Source organism: Stutzerimonas stutzeri, from assembly GCF_009789555.1.
Lineage (GTDB): Bacteria > Pseudomonadota > Gammaproteobacteria > Pseudomonadales > Pseudomonadaceae > Stutzerimonas > Stutzerimonas stutzeri_R.
The window spans coordinates 4,468,233-4,490,022 of record NZ_CP046902.1; the positions used below are offsets into that span (position 1 = coordinate 4,468,233).

Here is a 21,790-nt window from a genome sequence, read left to right on the forward strand (position 1 = left end):
GCTTAACAAATTCAGGTCAAGGTCGCGCCGGCCAGCTTGATGCCGAAACCGACAAACATGGCGCCTACGCCGGAGGTAGCTCCGACCGACAAGCGTTGGCGCTGGCGGAACCAATCGGCCAGACGCACGCCGCAAAAAATCAGGAAACTCAAGTACAGGAAGCTGATCGCCTCGAGGATGGTTCCCAACACCAGGAACGACAGGCCGGGGTAGGCGTAGCCCGGATCGACGAACTGGATGAAGAAGGAGATGAAGAAGAGGATCGCCTTCGGATTGGACAGGCTCAGAAACAGCGCCCGCCCAAACGGACTGCTCACCGCGGCATGGGCCTCCAATGCCTGTACGGCGACCTCCGGCGCATGCCACTTGCGCCAGGCGCCGCGCAGCATGCCGAAGCCGAGGTAGCACAGGTAGGCGGCGCCGAGAAACTTGAGTACCACGAAGACCATCGGCACAGCCTGAAGCAACGAGGCGATCCCCAGCGCGGACAGCAGCATCAAAATCGCGTCGCCTAGGAACACCGCGCTGGCCGCCTTGTAGCCGCTCGCCACGCCATGCTGCGCCGATGTCGCGAGCACGAACAGCGAGTTCGGCCCTGGCAGCAGGACGATGAACAGCGTCCCAAGGACGTACGTCCAGAGGTCGGTGATCCCCAGGCTCGGCAACATGGGTGCCTCAGCGCCGCTCGGCCATGGCCGCAATGAAGCGATCGAACAGCGGGGCCACGTCATGCGGGCCCGGGCTGGCTTCCGGGTGACCCTGGAAGCTGAACGCCACCTTATCGGTGCGCTCGATCCCTTGCAGCGTGCCATCGAACAATGACTTGTGCGTGGCGCGCAGGTTGGCCGGCAGGCTGGCCTCGTCCACGGCGAAACCATGGTTCTGGCTGGTGATCATCACCACGCCGGTATCCAGGTCCTGGACCGGGTGGTTCGCGCCATGATGGCCGTTCGGCATCTTTACCGTTTTGGCGCCAGAGGCAAGCGCGAGCAACTGATGACCGAGGCAGATTCCGAATACCGGAATGTCGGTTTCCAGGACCTCCTGGATCGCCTCGATCGCATAGTCGCACGGCTCGGGATCGCCTGGGCCATTGGCCAGGAACACACCGTCCGGATTCAGCGCCAGCGCCTCGCTGGCGGGCGTCTGGGCCGGCAGCACGGTCACGCGGCAGCCGCGCGCAACGAGCATGCGCAGGATGTTGTATTTCACTCCGTAGTCGAACGCCACGACGTGATAGGGCAGATCGCTTGCCGGCACTTCGGCATGGCCATCGTCTTTCAGGCACCAGACCGTAGAACGCCACTCGAAGCGCTCCTTGACACTGACTTCCTTGGCCAGGTCCATGCCCTTGAGCCCGGGAAAGCTACGCGCCAGTTCCAGCGCCTTTTCTTCGGTCGCGTCGTCGCCAGCCAGGATGCAACCATCCTGAGCGCCCTTCTCACGCAGAATCCGGGTCAGGCGGCGAGTATCGATGCCAGCAATTGCGACCGTGCCGTTTTCCTTGAGGTATTCCGGCAGCGATTGCTTGTCGCGCCAGTTGCTGGAAATCAACGGCAGGTCACGGATGACCAGGCCCGCGGCCCAGACTTTCCAGGATTCGGCATCCTCTTCAGTGGTGCCGGTATTGCCGATGTGCGGGTAGGTCAGGGTGACGATCTGCTTGGCATAGGAAGGATCGGTGAGGATTTCCTGATAGCCGGTCATGGCGGTATTGAACACCACCTCACCGATAGTCTGGCCGTCGGCGCCGATGGATTCGCCGCGAAAGATGCTGCCATCGGCAAGGGCGAGTATGGCTGGCTTAGTCAAGAGACCTCCCAAAGATCAAGGCTGAAGCAGGCGCAGATTGTAAAAAAGCGGGATGACGTGTGAAGGTCATCCCGCTTTTTATTTGAGTCATTTCTGCGCAACTTTTAGTGGACACACTAAAACGGGAAGCTTACAGAAAACGACTTTTCAGGTCTAGCCGAAATCAGCCCGAACGCCAGACGGCGACGCTTTTCAACGCAGCCCCAGCACATCCTGCATGTCGTACAGCCCTGCCGGGCGTTGTTCGAGCCACAGCGCCGCGCGCACCGCGCCCTTGGCGAAGGTCATCCGGCTGGATGCCTTGTGAGTGATCTCGACGCGCTCGCCTTCGGCCGCGAACAGCACCGTATGATCGCCGACCACATCGCCAGCGCGGACGGTGGCGAAACCGATCGTGTCGCGCGCGCGCGCGCCGGTCTGCCCCTCACGCCCGTACACCGCGACCTTCTGCAGATCACGTCCGAGCGCGTCGGCAACCACCTCGCCCATACGCAACGCCGTACCCGAAGGGGCGTCTACCTTGTGGCGGTGATGCGCTTCGATGATTTCGATGTCGACCTCATCACCCAACACCCGAGCCGCGGTATCGAGCAACTTCAGGCAAAGATTGACCCCTACGCTGAAGTTCGCGGCGAACACGATCGGGATATCCTTCGCCGCCGCCGCCAGACGTTCCTTTTCTTCGACAGAGAAACCGGTGGTCCCGATCACCATCGCCTTGCCCGCCCGGCGACAGATGTCGAGATTCTTCAGCGTCACGGACGGATGAGTGAAGTCGATCAGTACGTCGAACTCCTCCACCACCTTTGCCACTTCGCCGATCAGCGGAACGCCAAGTCGACCGATTGCTGCCAGCTCTCCCGCATCAGCGCCGACCAGGGTACTGTCCGGGCGGTCGATCGCCGCGGTCAGGCCGGCAGCGCCGCCCGTCTGCTGAACCGCTTCGACGAGGGTCTTGCCCATGCGCCCAGCGGCGCCCATCACTGCTATACGTCGCATAGAAACAGCTCCACGCTCCAGGCGTGCGGGCGACCTTACAGAAGCCCGCCGCCTGCCACTGAGTTAAAGATCGCCGAAAAAGCGCTTCATGCCTTCGAACCAGCCACTGGCCTTGGGCGAATGGGAACTGTCGTTCTGCAGCGTCTTGCGGAACTCCTCGAGCAGCTCACGCTGCCGCTTGCCCAGGTTGACCGGCGTTTCGACCGCGACGCGACACAGCAAATCGCCCGCGCCACCACCGCGCACCGGCGCGACACCCTTGCCGCGCAGACGGAACTGCTTGCCGGTCTGTGTACCTTCGGGAATTTTCAGCTTCACGCGACCGTCGAGCGTCGGAACCTCCAGCTCGCCACCCAGGGCCGCGTCGGCAAAGCTGATCGGCACCTCGCAGTACAGATGCTTGCCATCGCGCTGGAAGATCGGATGCTCACGTACATTGACGACCACATAGAGATCGCCTGCCGGGCCGCCCTGAGTGCCGGCCTCGCCTTCGCCGGTCAAACGGATACGGTCACCGGTATCGACGCCCGCGGGCACCTTGACCGACAGGGTTTTCTGCTCTTCCACGCGACCCTGGCCATGGCAACTGCCACAAGGGTCCGAGATCATTTTGCCGCTGCCATGACAGCGCGGACAGGTCTGTTGAACCGAGAAGAAGCCCTGCTGCATGCGCACCTGGCCGATACCGCCACAGGTGATACAGGTCACTGGACTGGTGCCTTTCTTGGCCCCTGAGCCGTCGCACGTCTTGCACTCGACGAGTGTCGGCACGCGGATGGTGACCGTGGTGCCGCGCACGGCCTCTTCCAAGTCCAGTTCCAGCGTGTAGCGCAAATCGCTGCCACGCTGAGCGCCGCCACGGGAACTGCCGCGCGCACCGGTAAAGAAATCGCTGAACACATCGCCGAAGATGTCGGAGAAATTGGCGCCGCCGTAGCCTGCGCCGCCCGCGCCCGCCCCCATCTGAGGATCAACGCCGGCATGACCATACTGATCGTAGGCCTGGCGCTTGCTCGCATCGGAAAGCACCTCGTAAGCCTCGTTGGCTTCCTTGAATGACTCTTCTGCGGCTTTGTCTCCGGGATTGCGGTCCGGATGGTGCTTCATCGCGAGGCGGCGGTAAGCCTTCTTCAGCTCCGCCTCGCTGGCGCCACGCTCGACACCCAGCACTTCGTAATAGTCACGTTTGGCCATAAGTTTCCTGAACCTTCAATTCGTACCCTCCAGACACGCCGACGCGGGAGCAAGCCCCCGCGCGGCGTTCAGACCCGCCCCGGCAAACGCCGCAGCGGGTTGGAGCGAAAGGCGACGGCCACCCTGGCGACCGTCGCGCTCCCCCAGGTTGCGGGGGCCATAAGCCGCAGCTTACTTGTTGTCCTTGACCTCTTCGAACTCGGCGTCAACCACGTCGTCGCCCGCCTGCGCACTGCCTTCGGCCGCCTGACCTTCGCCGCCCTGGGGCTGCTCGGCGTACATCTTCTGCGCCAGCGGCGTGGACGCCTGGGAAACCGCGGCGATCTTCGCTTCGATTTCAGCCTTGTCGTCGCCCTTGATGGCGACTTCCAGTTCGCCGATGGCCTTCTCGATGCTGGCCTTGTCTTCCTCGGTGGCCTTGTCGCCTGCCTCGGTCAGCATCTTGCGGGTCGCGTGAACCAACTGATCGCCCTGGTTACGCGCCGTTACCAGCTCCTCGAACTTGCGGTCTTCCTCGGCGTTGGCCTCGGCGTCTCGCACCATCTGCTCGATTTCTTCCTCGGACAGGCCGGAGTTGGCCTTGATCACGATGGACTGATGCTTGCCGGTCGCCTTGTCTTTGGCCGACACATGCAGGATACCGTTGGCGTCGATGTCGAAGGTCACCTCGATCTGCGGAACGCCACGCGGTGCCGGCGGAATCTCGGCCAGATCGAAACGGCCCAGCGACTTGTTCTGTGCCGCCTGCTTGCGCTCGCCCTGAAGCACGTGAATGGTCACCGCACTCTGGTTGTCGTCGGCGGTCGAGAACACCTGCGACTTTTTGGTCGGAATGGTGGTGTTCTTCTCGATCAGCGCGGTCATCACGCCGCCCATGGTTTCGATACCCAGGGTCAGCGGGGATACGTCGAGCAGCAGCACGTCCTTCACGTCGCCAGCCAGAACGGCGCCCTGGATCGCCGCGCCCATGGCGACGGCTTCGTCCGGGTTGACGTCCTTGCGGGCTTCCTTTCCGAAGAACTCGGCGACTTTCTGCTGCACCAGCGGCATGCGCGTCTGGCCACCGACCAGGATCACGTCGTCGATCTTGGACACATCGATGCCGGCGTCCTTCATGGCAATCCGGCACGGCTCGATGGTGCGCTGCACCAGATCCTCGACCAGAGCCTCGAGCTTGGCGCGGGAAATCTTCACGTTCAGGTGCTTCGGACCGGTCGAGTCCGCGGTGATGTACGGCAGGTTGACGTCGGTCTGCTGGCTGGAGGACAGCTCGATCTTGGCCTTCTCCGCGGCTTCCTTCAGGCGCTGCATGGCCAGCGGGTCACCCTTGAGGTTCATGCCGGTTTCTTTCTTGAATTCGTCGACGAGGTAGTCGATCAGACGAATATCGAAGTCTTCACCGCCCAGGAAGGTATCGCCGTTGGTCGCCAGCACTTCGAACTGATGCTCGCCGTCCACTTCGGCGATTTCGATCACCGACACGTCGAAGGTACCGCCACCCAGGTCATAGACGATTACGGTGTGGTCGCCCTTGGCCTTGTCCATGCCGTACGCCAGCGCAGCCGCGGTCGGCTCGTTGATGATGCGCTTGACGTCCAGGCCGGCGATACGGCCGGCGTCTTTGGTGGCCTGGCGCTGGCTATCGTTGAAGTAGGCCGGCACGGTAATGACCGCCTCGGTCACTGGCTCACCGAGATAATCTTCGGCGGTCTTCTTCATTTTCTTCAGGATTTCGGCAGAAATCTGCGGCGGCGCCATTTTCTGGCCGCTGACTTCGACCCAGGCGTCGCTGTTGTCCGCCTTGACGATCTTGTAGGGGACCATCTGAATGTCTTTCTGCACGACTTCTTCATCGAAACGACGACCGATCAGTCGCTTCACCGCGTACAGGGTGTTGTGCGGGTTGGTCACCGCCTGGCGCTTGGCCGACTGGCCCACCAGAATTTCACCGTCGTTGGCGTATGCAATGATCGACGGGGTGGTGCGACCGCCTTCGGCGTTCTCGATCACCTTGGCCTTGCCGTTTTCCAGAATGGAGACGCAGGAGTTGGTCGTTCCCAGGTCGATACCGATAATCTTGCCCATATGCTTCTCTCCGAAATTTGATTGGTCCGCGCCTGTTTACCGGCTGCGGTAACACAAAAACGCTTGGCTACCAGATGGGGGTCAGTAGCCGGAATTCAAGCCTTCTCATCGATCGAAGGCGGTGTTTGCGCTGGAGCCTTGCTGACCACGACCATCGCAGGGCGCAGCAGACGGCCGTTGAGCAGGTAGCCCTTCTGGAACACCTTGAGCACGCTGCCAGGCTCGGCATGGGTACTTTCTTCCATGGCCATCGCCTGGTGATGCTCGGGGTTGAACGGCTCGCCCTGCGGATCGACCGGCGTCAACTGGTGGCGCGCCAGCGTGTCGAGCAGCAACTTGAGCGTCAGCTCGACGCCTTCGCGCATTGGCTTGACAGCCTCGTCATCCGGGCTCGACAGTTCCAGCCCCCGCTCCAGGCTGTCAGCCACCGCCAACAGATCGCCGGCAAACTTTTCCAGCGCGAACTTGTGTGCCTTTTCCACGTCCTGCTCGGCGCGGCGACGAATGTTCTGCAGCTCCGCCGCGACTCTCAGAGACTGATCCTGCGCCGCGGCGAGCTGCTCCTCGAGGGATTGCACACGGGCTGCCAGGTCCTCGGCCACGTCGGCCTGCACGTTCTCGTTCTCTTCCGGGGTCTGGTTTTCCAGGTTCTGCTCGTCGGCCATGCGGTCCTCCTCATCAACACTTCAGCGAGCGGTCGGCCCGCGCTTGTGCGGCTATATGGGGGCGACACGACCAGCTTCAAGGGCGACGATGATATCTGCGTCAAACGGCTGCACTTTCAGTGCCGCCCGCTTTGTTTACATACCGACCGTATCGCGGCGCTTGTGGCGCCTGGCAAAAGAACTGTATAAATAGCCAGTCATCTCGTGGGAGCCCTGCCATGCTGGTTCATCTGTCCGTTCGAAACTACGCCATCGTCGAGCACCTCGACCTCGAGCTGAAGCGAGGCATGAGCGTGATCAGCGGCGAAACCGGTGCCGGTAAATCGATCATGCTCGACGCGCTGGGATTGACGCTTGGCGACCGCGCCGACAGCAGTGTTGTCCGCATAGGCGCGGACAAGGCAGACATCCTGGCCAGCTTCGACCTGGACGACATTCCGGATGCCCGCGCATGGCTGGCCGAACGCGACCTGGACAATGACGGCCCGTGCATCCTTCGTCGCGTGATAACCGCGGAGGGTCGCTCACGCGGCTATATCAATGGGACGCCCTGCCCGCAAGGCGACCTCAAGGCGCTCGGCGAATTGCTGATCGATATCCACAGCCAGCATGAGCACCAGTCGCTGCTCAAGCTCGATACCCACCGACGCCTGCTCGACGAATACGGTGGTAGCCAGGAGCTCGCCCGTCAGGTGCAGTTGGCCGCGCAGCGCTGGCGCCAGACCCGGCAGACACTCGAGCGTCTGAGCAACAGCAGCGATGAACAGCGCGCCCGCCACCAACTGCTGAGCTATCAGCTTGAAGAACTGGAAACCCTGGCGCTGGGCGAGCAGGAGCTGGAGCAACTTGAGCACGAACACAAGAACCTCGCCAACGCCGAGCACCTGCTCGGCGCGTGCCGCCAGGTCATCGACCTTTGCAGCGAGAGCGACGCGGGGAACGTGCTGTCAGCGCTGACGTCGAGCCTGCAGCGCCTGACCGGTTTCCAGAACCAGCCGGGCGCGCTTGGCGAAGCGGTCAACCTGCTCTCAAGCGCGCAGATCCAGGTAGAAGAAGCCGTCGGCGAGCTGAACCGCTTTCTCGACCATTTCGATTCCGATCCCCAGCGCCAGCAGGCGCTGGAAGAGCGCCTGGACAGCATTTATACGTTGGCGCGCAAGCACCGTGTGCAACCCCAGGAGCTTCCGACCCTGCAACAAGGCCTGTTCGAGGAACTGGAAAGCCTGAATGCCGACGACGACGCGCTGGAGCGGTTAGGCGAGGAGCTTGCGGCATACGCTCAGCATTATCAGGAAAAAGCCGAGAAACTGAGCGACGCCCGACGCCAGGCGGCCGAGTCGCTTGCCGAAGCTGTAGAGGTCGAGATTCAGCGCCTGGGCATGCCGGGTGGCAAGTTCAGTGTGGTACTCAAGCCCGTGCAGGCGGACGATCTGATGCCGTATGGACGAGAGCAGGTCGAGTTCCTCGTCAGCGCCAACCCCGGACAACCGCTACGACCGCTGGCGAAAGTTGCATCCGGCGGTGAGCTGTCGCGAATCAGCCTGGCGATCCAAGTCATTACCGCGCAGACGTCACGGACGCCAACGCTGGTGTTCGACGAGGTGGATGTGGGCATTGGCGGCCCAACGGCTGAAGTGGTCGGGCAGTTACTGCGCCGTCTCGGTGAGCGCGGCCAAGTACTCACCGTGACGCACCTTCCCCAGGTGGCGGCGCAGGGGCATCATCACCTCTTCGTGCACAAGGCGCGGGGTCGCGACGAGACGCATACGGCGGTAGCAGCCCTTGAAGGCAGCGAGCGGGTCGAAGAAATAGCCCGCATGCTTGGCGGCGTCGATCTGACCGAGCAGGCGCTGGCCCATGCCAGGCAAATGATAGGGTCGGCCCAACTCTCTTGATCGCAGCCACAAAAAAGGCGACCCGCAGGCCGCCTTTTTGTCCAGGCATCGACAATCAGTCGGCCTTCTTGCGCACGTAGAGCACGAGGTTGTGATCAACCAGCTCGTAGCCGTGACGCTTGACGATTTCTTTCTGCAGTTTCTCGATTTCCGAGTCGAAGAACTCGATCACATCGCCGCTGTCCACGCAGACCATGTGGTCGTGATGCCCGCTGTCAGCCAGCTCGAATACCGCATGACCGCCATCGAAATTATGACGGACCACCAGGCCTGCCGCTTCGAACTGGGTCAGCACGCGGTATACCGTTGCCAGGCCGACGTCTTCCCCGGCTTCCATCAACGCCTTGTAGACGTCCTCGGCGCTCATGTGGCGCTGATCGGTGGTATCCAGCATCTGCAGGATCTTGACCCGTGGCAGGGTTACTTTGAGACCAGCTTTGCGTAGTTCGCTATTTTCAACCATGGTGGGCTTTCTCGTTGCTGCTGTTTCGCAGCCTCCTTCAATACGGGTATGATCCGGGCTTTGCCCAGCCAAGATAGTGGAAGTCACCTACCGATGCAAAACACCAAGCTCATGCTGTCCAGCCTCACGCTCGTGGGCCTGTTCGCACTCGCCGGTTGTTCATTCCCCGGGGTTTACAAGGTCGACATTCAACAGGGCAATGTCGTTACGCAGGATATGATAGACCAGTTACGCCCTGGAATGACCCGCTCGCAAGTACGGTTTATCATGGGTAACCCGTTGATCACCGACACCTTCCACGCCAACCGCTGGGATTATCTGTACAGCATCCAGCCCGGCGGCAGCCAGCGCCAGCAGGAGCGCGTCAGCCTGGTGTTCAATGCCAACGACCAATTGGCGGGTCTGGCCGGCGACTTCAAGCCGGGCGTCAGCCGCGACGAAGCGATCCTCGGCACCGACCGCCCCACCGAGCAAACGCCAGTGCGCACCGAGCCGGAAGAGACCCCTGAACCGGGCTCGCTGCTCGAGCAGATTCAGCGCGAAGTGGACGCAGCCGAACCCGTCCCGGTACCGACCCCGGATCCGCTGGACACGAACTGACCACACACGCATCACCGCATAAAAAAGCCCGGCATGCCGGGCTTTTTCGCGTTCGGCGATCACTGCTCGCCCGATCCTGCCGCCTTGTTCTGCGCCGCTTTGGCCGCACGCTGCTTGCGCACCTCCTTGGGATCGGCGATCAGCGGCCGGTAGATCTCCACCCGCTCGCCTTCTTCAAGTACGCGCTCGTCCGCCTTGGGCACCGCTTTACCAAAGATACCCAGCGGCGCGATCGCCAGGTCCAGGCCAGGGAAAAAACCATCCATTCCAGAGCGCAACGCAGCCTGGCGCACCGTCGTACCCCGAGGAACCGTCAGGCGCAACAACTTCTGCTTGTCGGCAAGCGCATAGACCACTTCGACCGCGATGACCGACTCCGGGTTATCCATAGAGCTGCTTCGCTCTGTCACAGAACGCATCGACCAAGGTGTTCGCAGCCTGATTGAACAGGGGACCCAGGGTGGCTCGGACCAGTGGCCCTGCGTAGTCGAAGGTCAGATCAAGGCTGATCTTGCAGGCCTTGTCCCCGAGCGCCTTGAACTCCCAGACCCCATGCAGGTGACTGAACGGGCCTTCCTTGAGCGTCATCTCGATGCGCTTGCCCGCCTGCAGCTCGTTGTGCGTGAGAAAGCGCTGACTCATCCCGGCTTTCGCCACCGTCATGCTGGCCTGCATCTCCGTTTCGCTGCTCGACAGGACTTCGGTCGCGGAGCACCACGGCAGGAACTGGGGATAGCTGGCCACATCGTTGACCATGTCGAACAGCGCGTGTGCCGGGTAAGGCAACAGGGCAGAGCGTTGAATATGCGTTGTCATCGGTCCTTTCTACTTCATTGTCGACATCGGCAACCGAAGCCGCGAGCGGCAACAGCACCCATCGTGAATACCGGATGGAACAGGGTCTGCCACGGAGCGACTCCCGCCGCGCAACAGCGGTAAAGATGGCACATTGTCGGGGATAAGCGCACCCCTCTCAAGTTTCGCGCCGTCTCAGCGTACTGGTTGTCGCCAGCCGCAGCGGGACTCCCTATAATGCGCAGCCTATGGCCAAACAGAAGAAACAGTCCCCCGGGACGATCGCGCTGAACAAGAAGGCGCTACACGACTACTTCATCGAACAGAAATTCGAGGCGGGCCTCGTGCTGGCCGGCTGGGAAGTGAAAAGCCTGCGTGCCGGCAAAGCCCAGCTGGTCGACAGCTACGTCCTGCTCAAGGACGGTGAAGCCTGGCTGATGGGCTGTCATATCACGCCGCTGACCACTGCCAGCACCCACGTGATCGCCGACCCGACACGCACCCGCAAGCTCTTGCTGAACAAGCGCGAGCTGGGCAAGCTGTTCGGAGCTGTACAGCAGAAGGGATACGCTTGCGTGGCCCTGGCGATCTATTGGAAAAAGCACCTGATCAAGTGCGAAATTGCCCTCGGCAAGGGCAAGAAAGAGTTTGATAAGCGTCATACCGAGAAAGAACGCGACTCCGACCGCGAAATCCAGCGCGCCATGCGTACCAAAGGCAAGGAAGACTGATCTCGACATCGAGCGGACCTTCGCCGCCCGACGCAGTCTTCCACCGCTCAGCCTCCCACTGGTTTATCCACCTTGCCCTGGCGACGCTGCGCCCTGGCCAGCCGTTGCGCCTCCTGCTGGCCTTCGGCAAGCACTTCCTGCACGTAACTGATGTGACGATGGATCACTTCGCGCGCCTCATGAGCCTGCCGGGCGATGATCGCGTCATAGAGCTCCTGGTGCTGCTGCATGAGCATCGTGCGGGTTTCCTTGCGCAACGCATACATGCCGCCAATATTGGTCACCACGTTACGCTTGAGCAGATCGAACAAGCCACGAATGGTGTGCAGCAGCACGGCGTTATGGCTGGCCTCGGCGATCGCCAGATGGAAGCGCGCATCCGCTGCCCCCTCTTCTGCCCGCGTCACCGTTCCGTCTCGCAAGTAGCAGTCCTGAAGCACCGCGAAAGCCTCTGCGAGCCGCTGGCGGTCGACATCGGTAGCCCGCAGCGCAGCGTAATAGGCGCAGCTGCCTTCGAGCGTATGGCGAAACTCCAGCAGGTCACGCTGTGCATCGGCGTTATTTTCCAGCAGGTGGAGCAGCGGGTCGCTGAATGTCGACCCCAGGGACTCGGCGACGAAATTCCCACCGCCATGACGACTGACCAGCAGCCCCTTCGCCGCCAGCTTCTGAATGGCTTCGCGCAGTGACGGACGGGACACGCCGAACTGCTCGGCCAGCATGCGCTCGGCAGGCAAGCGCTCGCCGGCCCTCAGGGTACCCTCAAGGATCATGGTCTCAAGCTGCTCGACGATGTTATCGGCAAGCCTGCGCTGACGCACCGTTCCCACTTCCATGACGCCTCTCGATTGGTTTGACCATTGTACGAATTCCAGCGTAGCCATCCGCTAGAGCCGCTGCAACGGACCTTACTGCGACCAAAGTCTATAGCTGCCTAATTGACGCCGCCGCGACAGAACTCTTACGCTGGCCGGACTTCAATGTAAATTGGTAATACCACTTTACATCAAGGAGCGACCAACAAGAAGAGGACTACTTAATGCGGTCTCCATTCATCTACGCATCGCCGGTCCGCTCGGGCCACCATTCGCTCAATTCGATCATGGAAGCCTGAGATGTCTAACGGATTGCTCGCCCTGTTCGCCTTTACCCCGATCCTGCTCGCCGCCGTTCTGCTGATTGGCCTGCGCTGGCCTGCCAGCCGCGCCATGCCTGTGGTGTTTCTGTTCACCGCCGCCATTGGCCTATTCGTCTGGGATATGAGCTTCACCCGCATCATTGCCTCGACGCTGCAGGGTCTGGTCATCACGCTGGGACTGCTGTGGATCATTTTCGGCGCGATCCTGCTGCTCAACACCCTCAAGCATTCCGGCGGGATCACCGCCATTCGTGCCGGTTTCACCACCATCAGCCCCGATCGGCGCATTCAGGCGATCATCATTGCCTGGCTGTTCGGCTGCTTCATCGAGGGCGCTTCCGGTTTCGGCACGCCTGCTGCCATCGCGGCCCCTTTGCTGGTTGCCGTTGGCTTTCCGGCCATGGCGGCGGTACTCATGGGCATGCTGGTGCAAAGCACCCCGGTGTCCTTCGGCGCGGTGGGTACGCCAATCGTCGTCGGTGTGAACAGTGGCCTGGACACCGCCACGCTGGGCGCGCAGCTGGCCGCGCAAGGCTCGAGCTGGGATGCGTTCCTGCAACAGATCACCAGCAGCGTGGCGATCACCCACGCCATCGTCGGTACCGTGATGCCGCTTGTCATGGCACTGATGCTGACGCGCTTCTTCGGCAAGGAAAAAAGCTGGAAGGCCGGCTTCGAAGTGCTGCCCTTCGCACTGTTCGCCGGGCTCGCCTTCACATTGCCCTACGTCGCCACGGGCGTCCTGCTCGGCCCGGAGTTCCCATCGCTGCTGGGTGGCCTCGTCGGTCTGGCCATCGTGACCACCGCCGCCCGGTTCAATTTCCTGGTGCCGAAAAAAACCTGGGATTTCGCCGACGCCAAGGATTGGCCAGCCGAGTGGATCGGCACCATCGAAATGAAGCTCGATGACCTGGCCGCACGCCCGATGAGCGCCCTGCGTGCCTGGCTGCCTTATGTACTGGTCGGTGCGATCCTGGTGATCAGCCGCATCTTCCCGCAGGTGTCCGCCGCGCTGAAATCGGTCTCGCTCGCCTTCTCCAACATCCTCGGAGAAGCGGGTGTCAGCGCCAGCATCGAGCCGCTGTTCCTGCCAGGCGGTATTCTGGTGGCCGTCGTGCTGATCACGTTTTTCATCCACGGTATGCGCGCGGCCGAACTCAAAGCGGCCGTCAAGGAGTCCAGCGGCGTGCTGCTCAGCGCCGGATTCGTCCTGCTGTTCACCGTGCCGATGGTACGCATCCTGATCAACTCGGGCGTGAATGCGGGCGACCTGCCGAGCATGCCGATCGCCATGGCCCGTTATGTCGCCGACAGCGTAGGCGGCATTTATCCGCTGCTGGCGCCGTCGGTCGGTGCGCTGGGCGCCTTCCTGGCCGGATCGAATACGGTCAGCAACATGATGTTCAGCCAGTTCCAGTTCGGCGTCGCACAATCGCTGGGTATTTCCGGCGCGATGATCGTCGCCACGCAAGCGGTCGGTGCGGCTGCCGGCAACATGGTGGCGATCCACAACGTGGTCGCCGCCTCGGCTACCGTGGGCCTGCTCGGTCGCGAGGGCGTCACGCTGCGAAAGACCGTTTGGCCTACCCTGTACTACGTACTGTTCACCGGTGTGATCGGCATGCTGGCAATCTATCTGCTGGGCGTGACGGACCCGCTGGTCGGCGTCTGATGTAATGCACAAGCTTCGCCCCGGGATGCTCGGGGCGAAGGCGTTTGGAATGCTGTCCTGTTCACGTTCAGCCTCGTCTGACAGAACAACCCGGATCTGAACACCGCCTTCGTCGACGACGAACGCATCACGAGACTTACCTCGCTCAATCGGTGAGAACACACGATGATCATTTCTGCCTCTACGGATTACCGCGCTGCTGCAAAACGCAAACTGCCGCCCTTCCTGTTCCACTACGTCGACGGTGGCGCTTACGCCGAGTACACCCTGCGGCGCAACGTCGACGATCTGGCCAGTATTGCGTTGCGCCAGCGGGTGCTTCGCAACATGTCCGAACTCAGCCTGGAAACTCAGCTGTTCGGCGAGACCCTGTCGATGCCCGTTGTGCTCGCACCGGTTGGCCTGACCGGCATGCTCGCCCGTCGAGGTGAAGTCCAGGCCGCCCGCGCCGCCGACAAGAAAGGGATTCCGTTCACGTTGTCCACCGTATCGGTCTGCCCGATCGAGGAAGTCGCGCCGGCGATCAAGCGGCCCATGTGGTTCCAGCTGTACGTCCTGAAGGACCGCGGCTTCATGAAGAATGCCCTGGAGCGCGCCAAGGCCGCCGGCGTCACCACCCTGGTGTTCACCGTCGACATGCCGACCCCCGGCGCGCGCTACCGCGACGCCCATTCCGGCATGAGCGGTCCGAACGCCAACATGCGTCGCATGCTGCAAGCCATGACCCATCCTTTCTGGGCGTGGGACGTAGGCCTGCACGGCAAACCGCACGACCTGGGGAACATCTCCACCTATCGCGGACATCCGACCGGACTGGAAGACTACATCGGCTGGCTGGCGGCCAATTTCGACCCCTCGATTTCCTGGAAGGACCTGGAGTGGATTCGAGAATTCTGGGACGGCCCAATGGTCATCAAGGGCATTCTCGATGCCGAGGATGCCCGCGACGCCGTCACCTTCGGCGCTGACGGGATCATCGTCTCCAACCACGGCGGTCGCCAGCTCGACGGCGTGCTCTCCAGCGCCCGCGCCATGCCGGCTATCGCCGACGCCGTTAAAGGCGATCTGAAAATCCTCGCGGACTCCGGTATCCGCAGCGGCCTGGACGTGGTCCGCATGATCGCCCTGGGCGCCGACACCGTCATGCTCGGTCGCGCCTTTGCCTATGCGCTGGCGGCTGACGGCGAGGCCGGCGTGACCAATCTGCTCAACCTGATCGACAAGGAGATGCGCGTGGCGATGGTGCTGACCGGCGCCAAATCCATCAGCGAGATCACAGCCGATTCGCTGGTTCGCGAGCTGGGCCAATACCAGACCACCAAACACGTCGAATGAGCCCCACGGGCCGTGTTCCCCGCGGCCCGTTTGACCTCCCGGAGTCCGCATGAACGCGCCCGCCAGCTTGCCGAACGACTTTCTCGCCGCCGTCGAACAGTTGATCCCGGCGGAGCGGCGCTTCGACGACCCGCTGTCCACGCTCGCATTCGGCACCGATGCCAGCTTCTACCGGCTGATTCCCAAACTGGTGGTGCGGGTCGAGTCCGAAGCCGAAGTCGTGGGATTGCTCAAACTGGCCCATGCCCAACAGGTTCCGGTGACCTTCCGCGCCGCGGGTACGAGTCTGTCTGGCCAGGCCATATCCGACTCGGTACTCATCGTGCTCGGCGACAACTGGAACGGTCGCGAGATCCGCAACGAAGGCGAGCAGATCCGCCTTCAGCCTGGTGTCATCGGCGCCAATGCCAACGCGATCCTGGCGCCCTTCCAGCGCAAGATCGGGCCTGACCCCGCCTCGATCAACGCGGCGAAGATAGGCGGCATCGTCGCCAACAACGCCAGCGGCATGTGCTGCGGCACGGCGCAAAACAGCTACAGGACCCTCGCGGGTCTGCGCCTGGTCATGGCTGACGGCACGGTCGTCGACAGTGAGGACGCAACGAGCGTCCAAGCCTTTCGCAAAAGCCACGGCGCATTGCTCGACCAACTTGCCGAACTCGGCCGGACCACCCGCGCCAATGCCGAGTTGGCGGCGAAGATTCGCCACAAGTACCGTCTGAAGAACACCACGGGCTTCTCGCTCAACGCGCTGGTCGATTACGACGAACCGCTCGACATCCTCAACCACCTCATGGTCGGCTCCGAAGGCACGCTCGGCTTCATCAGTGCCGTGACCTACGACACCGTACCGGACCATCCGCACAAGGGCAGCGCGCTGGTCGTCTTTGCCGATGTGGAAACCTGCTGCCTGGCGGTGCCAGTGCTCAAACAGCAACCCGTATCGGCGGTCGAGCTGCTCGATCGCCGCAGCCTGCGCTCGGTGGAGAACAAAGCCGGCATGCCGGCGTGGGTCAAGGCCCTGTCGGCAGACGCCTGCGCGCTGCTGATCGAATCGCGCGCAGCCAGCGAGTCGCTGCTGCATGAGCAGATCGACCTGATCATGACTTCCATCGGTCATTTTCCGGTGGAAAAGCAGGTCGATTTCAGCGAAGACCCGGTGATCTACAACCAGCTCTGGAAGATTCGCAAAGACACCTTCCCGGCCGTCGGTGCGGTGCGCCAGACCGGCACCACGGTCATCATCGAAGACGTGACCTTCCCCATCGAGCGTCTCGCCGAAGGCGTCAATCGCCTGATTCAACTGTTCGAGAAGCACGCCTACAGCGAAGCGATCCTGTTCGGCCACGCCCTGGAAGGCAATCTGCACTTCGTATTCACGCAGGGTTTCGATGATCCGCAGCAAGTCGCGCGCTACGAAGCCTTCATGCAGGACGTGACGCAACTGGTGGCCGTCGAATTCGGCGGCGCGCTGAAAGCCGAGCACGGCACCGGACGCAACATGGCGCCCTTCGTCGAGCTGGAATGGGGCGCAGAGGCTTATCAGTTGATGTGGCAGATCAAGCGCCTGCTCGACCCACGCGGCATTCTCAATCCGGACGTGGTGCTCAGTGACGATCCGCAGATCCACCTCAAGCACCTCAAACCGATGCCGGCGGCCGACGAGATCGTCGACAAGTGTATCGAGTGTGGCTTCTGCGAGCCGGTCTGCCCATCCAACGGCCTGACCCTGACGCCGCGCCAGCGCATCGTGGTCTGGCGCGATATCCAGGCGAAAAAACGCGCAGGGATCGACACGACCGAACTTGAACGTCTGTACGACTATCATGGCCTGGAGACCTGCGCCGCCACGGGCCTCTGCGCCCAACGCTGCCCGGTAGGCATCAACACTGGCGAACTGGTGCGCGAACTGGTGCGCAAACTGCGCGGACACCGCGCCGACAACACGCGCATGGCCAACTGGCTGGTCGATCATTTCGGCACCGCCGTGCAGGGCACACGCTTCATGCTGCATGTGGCCAACGGCGCGCACCTGATGCTGGGCACACGCCTGCTGAGCAAGACCTCCGAAGCCCTCAGCAACGCCAGTAAAGGGCGTGTGCCGCAATGGACGCCAGCCACACCGCAGCCCTTGCAACGACTCCATCTGCCGAAACCGCAGGTCCAGGACGAACGCCCGCGAGTGGTCTACCTGGCGGCCTGCGTATCGCGAGCCATGGGCCCTGCTGCGCGCGATCAGGAACAGCAGCCGCTGCTCGACATCACTCGCCTACTGCTGGAAAAAGCCGGTTACCAAGTCGTCTTTCCGGAAAACCTGAACAGCCTGTGTTGCGGCCAACCCTTTGCTTCCAAAGGCTACGCCGAACAAGCCGAGCGCAAACGCCAGCAAACTCTGGACGCTTTGCTCGTGGCCAGTCGCGGCGGGCTTGACCCCATCTATTGCGACACCAGTCCCTGCACCCTACGCCTGGTGCAGGATCTGGCAGACGAACGCCTGCAAGTATTCGACCCGGTTCGATTCATCCGCACCCATCTACTGGACCGCCTGGAGTTCGAGCCCCAACAGACACCGGTCGCCGTGCACGTCACCTGCAGTACGCAGCACCTCGGTGAAGCCCAGGCGCTGATCGATATCGCTCGCCGCTGCGCCTCTCAGGTGGTGATTCCGGAAGGCATTCATTGTTGCGGTTTCGCAGGCGACAAAGGCTTCACGACACCGGAGCTCAACGCGCACGCGCTGCGCAGCCTGAACGATGCCGTGCAGGTCTGCAGTGAAGGCATCTCCACGAGCCGCACCTGTGAAATCGGCCTGTCGCGACACGGCGGTATCGATTATCACGGCCTGGTCTACCTGGTTAATCGAAACAGCCGGGCCAAAGCGGCCGCTGCGCCTGGCTGAGCAGGCGCAGCAAAGGGCAGACAAAAAAGATGAAACGCTCGAGCGCAACCGCAGTCCGAAGATAAGAGCCGCAATGAAGGCTCGACTCGCCTCGGCGCCGCCGCGCAACAGCAGGATCAGGCAGGCCCGCCGGGAAGTTAACGCCCTGGAGGATCTCATGAAAAAATATGCCCTACTTGCTGCAGCAGCTCTGATCGCCAGTCCCGCCGCGTTTGCTGCAGACCAGGACCTTTGCCAGCTCAACATGCAGGAAATCGACGACAACATGTCCACCAGCCAGGTGACACTCGGCGAACCAGCGCGCAGCGAAGTCGAAGAGCTGATCAGCCAGGCCCGTCAGGCCCAGCAATCGGGCGATACCGAAACCTGCATCGCCCATTCGACCAAAGCCCTGCAAGAGCTCGAAGGCCCCGGCAGCTCCGGCAGCACTGGCACCAGCGGAACCGGTTCGGGCAGCAGCAACTAAGCCCGTTCAGGCAAGGCTACCAGCAGTCGGCCTTGCCCATTTCACCGGCCGCTTGAATACCGATGAAATACCCCAAAACCAAAGGATCAAGCAATCGACGTGGCCAGGCATTCTGGCGTACACTGTGCAGCACATGAGGCTGCAACACACCTCATGGGGCCGATTAGGATTCGACGCCGGTAACAAAACTCTAGGTGCATGCCGAGTTGGTAACAGAACTCGTAAATCCACTGTTGCAAACTTATAGTTGCCAACGACGACAACTACGAAGGGTACGCGCTAGCCGCCTAACCTTCATCTGGTCGCTTCGGCGCCAGCGGTCACTAGGGGATGCCTGTAAACCCGAAATGACTGTCAGATAGAACAGGATCGCCGCCAAGTTCGCTGCAGACGTAACGGCTAAAACTCATGCAGCTCGCTCCAAGCACCCTGCCAATCGGGCGGCGCGGAGTTAACTCAATAGATTTGGCTAAGCATGTAGTACCGACAGTGGAGAGCTGGCGGACGGGGGTTCAAATCCCCCCGGCTCCACCAATTCGAAACACCTAAACCCCTGATTTTCCTAGTGAATTTCGGGGGTTTTTGCTTTCTGCGATAGCGACTGTCGAAAGCGTATCGAAGACTTGCGCCTGCTGAGGGGCAGCTTCGCTCTCGGCAACGTTGCTGATCTTCACCGAGCCATCCTGAAATCGGGCAACGACCTCGAGCTGTCCACCCATTGCTTCGATATGGCTTTGCAGTGTGGAGATGTGCATACCGGTGCGCTTCGCCCTCTTCGCGATCGACGGCTGCTGTACGTGCCACCGCTCGGCCAACATCTTCTGTGGCAACCACTCACGAGCAGCAGGAGACTGGGCAATGCGTGGAATCAGCAGACGAAGATTCATGACGGCCACGGATGCAGACGAAGGACTCGCCGCGCGCAAGATCGATATCACAGAGGCCAGCAAACGAAATGCACAGTTAGTTTCGATTACGACTGAAGCTGGCAAAGGTGCTGCGGAGATATTCCTCAAATGCGTACGTGATTACCGGCAGCTGACGATTTCGCAGGCAGGCCAATACCAGATTGGCGCATGGAAAGCCGCGGTCTTCTATCTCCCGGCTGACAAGTTCGCCACCGACGCACGGCGCGCCGATCTCGATCTGGAAGGTAAGCGCTTGCTCGTAACGCAGATAGCCGAGCAAAAACTCGAAGCTATTGCTTTCAATCGACGGTCGCAGTTTGATCGAGCGTCGAGCAAGAAAGGCATCCAGCAATTGCCTGCCCGCGATCTCGCGCCCCGGCAACACGAGCGGATAATCCAGGCATTGCCGCAGCCTGACGGGACCGGCCTGCGCCGCCAGGGGATGATCCCGATGCATCACTAAGCACAGTGGCTGTACCAGTTCGTCCAGACGAACGATGTCCGATTCAGGTGTGAGATGAAAGATCAGCGCCAAGTCAGATTCGAACGTGCGCAGGGAATCCAACGCTCGACTGTGATCACCCACCTGCACGTGAAACTCGACTAATGGATGCTTTTTCTTGAAGCCGGCAATGCGCTCCGGCAGAAAATCTGCAGCCGCCGCCTGGCTGACGACGATACGCACGCAGCCGCGCCGCAGCCCTTGAAGGTCTTCAATCTCCGAGCGTACCTGCTCGAGATGCGCCGAGCGGCTGCGAATGTACTGCACGAACAATTCGCCTGCGGCGGTTAACCGCATCCCCCGGGGAAGACGCTCGAACAAGGGCGTACCCAGCTCCGCCTCCAGATCCTGAATACGCCTATTCACCGCCGAGGGCGCGACGTGCAATCGTTCGGCTGCCTGGCGAATCGACCCCACCCGGGCCACCTCGTCGAGGTAATGGAGAAAGCGGAGATGGTTCAAGAGCCGTTCCTTTGCCAATGCAGTTCGAGCCTGTCATAGCGTTTCGAGCGGTGTCAATCAAACCCGAATCGCAGCGCCACCGCTCTTCCAGGCGCGTTCAGAAAAGCACTGTTTACTCGCACACCCGCCCCTACCTGGTGCGTCCCTGGGTGCTCTGGAATTAGCCTGCTTGCGTCATCACATCGCTGTTGAAACTGTCGCAGCGTCAAGTCAGCCGGGACCAGGACGACGATGCGGCCGGGAACCCTTGCCCCATTAGCGCGGCCTTGGATCGTTGCCGAAACGGCAACGCAACGTCCTTCATAAGCCTCCTTTATCGCAACGCAGATGGCACGCCGACTGCTTCATCCCTCACATGAACGAAAAAACCACTCCTCACGCGCAATTAGCGGCCGCCACTTTCGGTCCGACGCGATCCAATGCCTGGCGTCTGGACGACGCTGGCATCAGCCTGTTGCGCCAGCCCCCGTCAATTAGACCGATTCAGATCGAGTCCGAGAGCAGCGCACTGCAGCTCGATCTGGCGCGCAGCGTGCTGATCGTTGTGGATATGCAAAATGACTTCTGCCACCCGCATGGCTGGTTTGCGCAAAAAGGAGTCAGCATGCGCGCTACCCGCCGACCCATTGCGCGGCTCAAAGCGCTTTTGCCTGCGTGGCGACAGGCCGGAGCTCAGGTGCTCTGGCTCAACTGGGGCATTCGTAAGGATCTGCTGAACCTGCCGCCAACCGTGCACTTCAAGGGCAAACGCAGCGCAGACGGCGTGGGCTATGCAGAGCGCTCACCACTCAATTACGGGTTGTCGGTGGTGCAGGGCGAATGGGGCGCGGAAATCATTAGCGAACTGTCCGTGGAGCCGGCTGATATTCGCGTCAACAAGCATCGCCTCAGCGGCTTCTGGGATAACGAACTGGATTCAATACTTCGGGCCCAGGGCATCACCACCCTCTTGTTCGCGGGCATTAATACCGACCGCTGTGTCTTTTCCACGCTGCAGGACGCGGCCTTTCTCGGCTACGACTGCATTCTGCTCAAGGACGTGTGCAGCACGCCCTCGCCAGCGTATGTCTCCCGCGCCATTCACTTTCTCGTCGAGCAATGCCATGGCTTCGTTGCCACGGGTGCCGCTCTGCAATTGTCTCTCGCATCACATCACCAGGAGTGCTGAA

20 protein-coding genes and 1 other RNA gene are annotated in these 21,790 nt (G+C 61.5%); 9 read left to right on the top strand and 12 right to left on the bottom strand.

What is annotated here, in order from left to right; translation table 11 throughout:
* Positions 1 to 11 precede the first annotated feature (11 nt).
* From leuE to grpE, 6 genes are all read right to left on the bottom strand, one after another.
* Positions 12 to 665 (bottom strand): leucine efflux protein LeuE, encoded by a 654-nt coding sequence (leuE, locus tag GQA94_RS20775; protein WP_158190188.1) that lies wholly within the window; start codon positions 663 to 665, stop codon positions 12 to 14.
* 10 nt (positions 666 to 675) lie between these two features.
* The gene (carA, locus tag GQA94_RS20780) at positions 676 to 1,812 is read right to left on the bottom strand and encodes a glutamine-hydrolyzing carbamoyl-phosphate synthase small subunit (RefSeq protein WP_158189791.1); all 1,137 of its coding nucleotides are present in this window, start codon (positions 1,810 to 1,812) and stop codon (positions 676 to 678) included.
* A 192-nt stretch (positions 1,813 to 2,004) separates the two neighbouring features.
* The gene (gene dapB, locus GQA94_RS20785) at positions 2,005 to 2,811 is read right to left on the bottom strand and encodes a 4-hydroxy-tetrahydrodipicolinate reductase (RefSeq protein ID WP_158189792.1); all 807 of its coding nucleotides are present in this window, start codon (positions 2,809 to 2,811) and stop codon (positions 2,005 to 2,007) included.
* Between the two features lie 63 nt (positions 2,812 to 2,874).
* Positions 2,875 to 4,005, bottom strand: coding sequence for a molecular chaperone DnaJ (gene dnaJ / locus GQA94_RS20790; protein WP_158189793.1), 1,131 nt, complete (start codon positions 4,003 to 4,005; stop codon positions 2,875 to 2,877).
* Positions 4,006 to 4,176: 171 nt separating this feature from the next.
* Positions 4,177 to 6,090: a molecular chaperone DnaK gene (dnaK, locus tag GQA94_RS20795; RefSeq protein WP_158189794.1), complete on the bottom strand. Its 1,914-nt coding sequence runs from the start codon at positions 6,088 to 6,090 to the stop codon at positions 4,177 to 4,179.
* Between the two features lie 95 nt (positions 6,091 to 6,185).
* Positions 6,186 to 6,755 (bottom strand): nucleotide exchange factor GrpE, encoded by a 570-nt coding sequence (grpE, locus tag GQA94_RS20800; RefSeq protein WP_158189795.1) that lies wholly within the window; start codon positions 6,753 to 6,755, stop codon positions 6,186 to 6,188.
* Positions 6,756 to 6,973: 218 nt separating this feature from the next.
* Here grpE and recN point away from each other — a divergent pair, with 218 nt between their 5' ends.
* Positions 6,974 to 8,650, top strand: a complete 1,677-nt coding sequence (gene recN / locus GQA94_RS20805) for a DNA repair protein RecN (RefSeq protein ID WP_158189796.1) — start codon at positions 6,974 to 6,976, stop codon at positions 8,648 to 8,650.
* Positions 8,651 to 8,705: 55 nt separating this feature from the next.
* On the opposite strand, the gene fur is transcribed toward recN, so the two are convergent.
* Complete coding sequence (gene fur / locus GQA94_RS20810) at positions 8,706 to 9,113, bottom strand: ferric iron uptake transcriptional regulator (protein ID WP_158189797.1); 408 nt, start codon at positions 9,111 to 9,113, stop codon at positions 8,706 to 8,708.
* Positions 9,114 to 9,206: 93 nt separating this feature from the next.
* Between fur and GQA94_RS20815 the strand changes: the two genes are divergently transcribed.
* Positions 9,207 to 9,713, top strand: coding sequence for an outer membrane protein assembly factor BamE (locus GQA94_RS20815; RefSeq protein WP_158189798.1), 507 nt, complete (start codon positions 9,207 to 9,209; stop codon positions 9,711 to 9,713).
* A gap of 59 nt (positions 9,714 to 9,772) precedes the next feature.
* Here GQA94_RS20815 and GQA94_RS20820 read toward each other — a convergent pair whose 3' ends face one another.
* Both GQA94_RS20820 and GQA94_RS20825 read right to left on the bottom strand, forming a co-directional pair.
* Positions 9,773 to 10,102: an RnfH family protein gene (locus tag GQA94_RS20820; protein ID WP_158189799.1), complete on the bottom strand. Its 330-nt coding sequence runs from the start codon at positions 10,100 to 10,102 to the stop codon at positions 9,773 to 9,775.
* Positions 10,095 to 10,529: a type II toxin-antitoxin system RatA family toxin gene (locus tag GQA94_RS20825; protein ID WP_158189800.1), complete on the bottom strand. Its 435-nt coding sequence runs from the start codon at positions 10,527 to 10,529 to the stop codon at positions 10,095 to 10,097. The genes GQA94_RS20820 and GQA94_RS20825 overlap by 8 nt, the downstream gene beginning before the upstream one ends.
* 227 nt (positions 10,530 to 10,756) lie before the next feature.
* Here GQA94_RS20825 and smpB point away from each other — a divergent pair, with 227 nt between their 5' ends.
* The gene (gene smpB, locus GQA94_RS20830) at positions 10,757 to 11,239 is read left to right on the top strand and encodes an SsrA-binding protein SmpB (RefSeq protein ID WP_045160837.1); all 483 of its coding nucleotides are present in this window, start codon (positions 10,757 to 10,759) and stop codon (positions 11,237 to 11,239) included.
* Positions 11,240 to 11,286: 47 nt separating this feature from the next.
* Here the strand turns inward: smpB and GQA94_RS20835 are convergent, their stop codons facing one another.
* Complete coding sequence (locus GQA94_RS20835) at positions 11,287 to 12,075, bottom strand: GntR family transcriptional regulator (RefSeq protein WP_158189801.1); 789 nt, start codon at positions 12,073 to 12,075, stop codon at positions 11,287 to 11,289.
* A 279-nt stretch (positions 12,076 to 12,354) separates the two neighbouring features.
* Between GQA94_RS20835 and GQA94_RS20840 the strand changes: the two genes are divergently transcribed.
* The 5 genes from GQA94_RS20840 to ssrA all read left to right on the top strand — a co-directional run bounded on the left by GQA94_RS20840 (position 12,355) and on the right by ssrA (position 19,283).
* Positions 12,355 to 14,049, top strand: coding sequence for an L-lactate permease (locus tag GQA94_RS20840; protein WP_158189802.1), 1,695 nt, complete (start codon positions 12,355 to 12,357; stop codon positions 14,047 to 14,049).
* 165 nt (positions 14,050 to 14,214) lie between these two features.
* The gene (gene lldD, locus GQA94_RS20845; protein ID WP_158189803.1) at positions 14,215 to 15,384 is read left to right on the top strand and encodes an FMN-dependent L-lactate dehydrogenase LldD; all 1,170 of its coding nucleotides are present in this window, start codon (positions 14,215 to 14,217) and stop codon (positions 15,382 to 15,384) included.
* 49 nt (positions 15,385 to 15,433) lie between these two features.
* The gene (locus GQA94_RS20850) at positions 15,434 to 18,283 is read left to right on the top strand and encodes an FAD-binding and (Fe-S)-binding domain-containing protein (RefSeq protein WP_158189804.1); all 2,850 of its coding nucleotides are present in this window, start codon (positions 15,434 to 15,436) and stop codon (positions 18,281 to 18,283) included.
* A gap of 157 nt (positions 18,284 to 18,440) precedes the next feature.
* Entirely contained in the window at positions 18,441 to 18,749 is a 309-nt protein-coding gene (locus GQA94_RS20855) for a hypothetical protein (RefSeq protein ID WP_158190189.1), read from the top strand.
* Positions 18,750 to 18,904: 155 nt separating this feature from the next.
* Positions 18,905 to 19,283: a transfer-messenger RNA gene (ssrA, locus tag GQA94_RS20860) on the top strand.
* 11 nt (positions 19,284 to 19,294) lie between these two features.
* On the opposite strand, the gene GQA94_RS20865 is transcribed toward ssrA, so the two are convergent.
* Positions 19,295 to 19,636, bottom strand: a complete 342-nt coding sequence (locus GQA94_RS20865) for a helix-turn-helix domain-containing protein (protein ID WP_233270198.1) — start codon at positions 19,634 to 19,636, stop codon at positions 19,295 to 19,297.
* Between the two features lie 76 nt (positions 19,637 to 19,712).
* The gene (locus tag GQA94_RS20870) at positions 19,713 to 20,621 is read right to left on the bottom strand and encodes a LysR family transcriptional regulator (RefSeq protein ID WP_158189805.1); all 909 of its coding nucleotides are present in this window, start codon (positions 20,619 to 20,621) and stop codon (positions 19,713 to 19,715) included.
* Positions 20,622 to 20,976: 355 nt separating this feature from the next.
* Here GQA94_RS20870 and GQA94_RS20875 point away from each other — a divergent pair, with 355 nt between their 5' ends.
* The gene (locus GQA94_RS20875; RefSeq protein ID WP_158189806.1) at positions 20,977 to 21,789 is read left to right on the top strand and encodes an isochorismatase family cysteine hydrolase; all 813 of its coding nucleotides are present in this window, start codon (positions 20,977 to 20,979) and stop codon (positions 21,787 to 21,789) included.
* Position 21,790: the final 1 nt, after the last annotated feature.

Coding starts and splice junctions, on each gene's coding strand:
- dapB (WP_158189792.1), bottom strand. CDS start 2,811: ATGCGACGTATAGCAGTGATGGGCGCCGCTGGGCGCATGGGCAAGACC.
- dnaJ (WP_158189793.1), bottom strand. CDS start 4,005: ATGGCCAAACGTGACTATTACGAAGTGCTGGGTGTCGAGCGTGGCGCC.
- dnaK (WP_158189794.1), bottom strand. CDS start 6,090: ATGGGCAAGATTATCGGTATCGACCTGGGAACGACCAACTCCTGCGTC.
- grpE (WP_158189795.1), bottom strand. CDS start 6,755: ATGGCCGACGAGCAGAACCTGGAAAACCAGACCCCGGAAGAGAACGAG.
- recN (WP_158189796.1), top strand. CDS start 6,974: ATGCTGGTTCATCTGTCCGTTCGAAACTACGCCATCGTCGAGCACCTC.
- fur (WP_158189797.1), bottom strand. CDS start 9,113: ATGGTTGAAAATAGCGAACTACGCAAAGCTGGTCTCAAAGTAACCCTG.
- GQA94_RS20815 (WP_158189798.1), top strand. CDS start 9,207: ATGCAAAACACCAAGCTCATGCTGTCCAGCCTCACGCTCGTGGGCCTG.
- GQA94_RS20820 (WP_158189799.1), bottom strand. CDS start 10,102: ATGGATAACCCGGAGTCGGTCATCGCGGTCGAAGTGGTCTATGCGCTT.
- GQA94_RS20825 (WP_158189800.1), bottom strand. CDS start 10,529: ATGACAACGCATATTCAACGCTCTGCCCTGTTGCCTTACCCGGCACAC.
- smpB (WP_045160837.1), top strand. CDS start 10,757: ATGGCCAAACAGAAGAAACAGTCCCCCGGGACGATCGCGCTGAACAAG.
- GQA94_RS20835 (WP_158189801.1), bottom strand. CDS start 12,075: ATGGAAGTGGGAACGGTGCGTCAGCGCAGGCTTGCCGATAACATCGTC.
- GQA94_RS20840 (WP_158189802.1), top strand. CDS start 12,355: ATGTCTAACGGATTGCTCGCCCTGTTCGCCTTTACCCCGATCCTGCTC.
- lldD (WP_158189803.1), top strand. CDS start 14,215: ATGATCATTTCTGCCTCTACGGATTACCGCGCTGCTGCAAAACGCAAA.
- GQA94_RS20850 (WP_158189804.1), top strand. CDS start 15,434: ATGAACGCGCCCGCCAGCTTGCCGAACGACTTTCTCGCCGCCGTCGAA.
- GQA94_RS20855 (WP_158190189.1), top strand. CDS start 18,441: ATGAAAAAATATGCCCTACTTGCTGCAGCAGCTCTGATCGCCAGTCCC.
- GQA94_RS20865 (WP_233270198.1), bottom strand. CDS start 19,636: ATGAATCTTCGTCTGCTGATTCCACGCATTGCCCAGTCTCCTGCTGCT.
- GQA94_RS20875 (WP_158189806.1), top strand. CDS start 20,977: ATGAACGAAAAAACCACTCCTCACGCGCAATTAGCGGCCGCCACTTTC.